At 30.7% G+C, this 1,614-nt stretch carries 2 protein-coding genes; both read right to left on the bottom strand.

Translation table 11 applies throughout. The features are described from left to right. A partial coding sequence (locus AC15TD_RS07335; RefSeq protein ID WP_484451486.1) for a hypothetical protein occupies positions 1 to 442 on the bottom strand: 442 nt, incomplete at its 3' end. Between the two features lie 526 nt (positions 443 to 968). Further along, entirely contained in the window at positions 969 to 1,460 is a 492-nt protein-coding gene (locus tag AC15TD_RS07330; RefSeq protein WP_484451485.1) for a hypothetical protein, read from the bottom strand. Between the last annotated feature and the right edge of the window lie 154 nt (positions 1,461 to 1,614).

The raw sequence follows: 1,614 nt of genomic DNA, 5'->3' as shown, positions 1-1,614 counted from the left end.
TATTGGAAGTCCCATTGTCTTTTAAGAATACTACCAAGGACCTACCAGTTATGTCAATTTCACCCCATCTTCCTTTTTTAACAATGCCTCCTACTTTTGCCATATTTCCTTCAACAATCATACAAGTTATTTCTACATGTATTCCTCCATATTCATCTGGCCACATATCAATTAGCTGTCCTTCTACAGTTCCATCAGCATGCATAATTGCAACTAATGAATAGTTTTTATCACATCCAGGTTCTCCACCCAATGCTTCACAAATGTCATTTCCACCAGCTGTAACTTGATGTATAATACCTTTATCGTTTGAGTTAATCTTACTTAGGAATTCTTTTTTTGTGTCATTAGATTGCAATTCCTCACTTGTTACAATTTCTTCATTGCTACAACCGAAAAGGAATAATAATGAAAAGGTAAAAAATATTAATGCTTTTTTCATAATGTAAAATATTTTTAGTGATTGATAAATTAAGACTAAAAATTCGGGAAAGTAATCCTCTAATAATATTTTTTAGCTAAAAGGGTGTTTTTACTCCACGTAATCCAATTAAATCATTAAAATTCAGCCGAAATTATCTTTAAATTTAATCACATAAATAGAAAACCTCGTTTGAAATTAGCCCTTTCTTTGAGTAAATAAAATTAATTAAGTTTTATTAGATTCTAATACCTCGAAAAGAATGAAGCAGCATAATGTAGGTGAAACGTATTTAAAAGATTTATGACAATAAGTTTTTAAATACATTACTCATACAGGAAGAAAAATAGCACTTTACAATTTTGGTAGAAATTGTAATGTGCTATTAAGAACGTTGGAGAGCGGCTATTTTACATAATAGCGTTATGTAAACATAGCTTTGGTATTTAAATAATGCTAATAAGTGGGGTTATAAGGTGTTGTTTTATACACCCAGGGGTGTTTATTGAAGGTGGAATCCTATGCTTAACAGGTAAAAGAAGAGCTATTATAATCTAAACTCTAAACCAATTGAAACTACATCTCTAGACCCTCCAAAAACTACATCATACACCAAAGAACGCTGAGCAATTACTAAATCTATAGAATCTTTAATACTATATTGTAATTTTGGCACGAAATAAAGCCCTTCATTTATACCAATTCCACCAATTCCAATAGTGCCACCAACATCAAGTCCTATTATAAATCTTTTAGACAAATTAAACCGGGTAGCAGCTGCTATAGGCAAGAAAGAAATATAACCATAAGCTTCGTCACCTGTTTTATTTTCAAAATAATGGGAATACCCAGTTATAATTCCGGCATCAAAAATTTTAGATAGTTTCCATAGGCAGTTTACTTCTGCTGTAAGATTATATGAGAAATGTTCTCTTGTTTCTCCTGTGGGTAATCCGGCACTAATCCCTGCATTAAAATTTTGTGAAAATGCTGCAATGCCAAATAATAAGACAATAGCGGCTAATTTTAAACTTTTCATAATACAATAGCTTTTAGTTCTTATAATATTAGATATTACTCAAAGAATAGGAAATGATTAATGTCATTATAAATTTTAGTAGGGGGATAAACAAATTTAACTGAATCAGAAAAGATTAACAATCAATTTGAGGAGCATACTTATCAAGACTATG

The sequence above is a fragment of the Yeosuana sp. genome (genome assembly GCF_057126245.1).
Note: the sequence above shows the minus strand (reverse complement) of the source record. Positions and strands in the feature narration are given on the sequence as shown.

What these genes read in the sequence shown, in the direction of transcription:
- AC15TD_RS07330 (WP_484451485.1), bottom strand. Translation starts at nt 1,460, where the DNA reads ATGAAAAGTTTAAAATTAGCCGCTATTGTCTTATTATTTGGCATTGCA.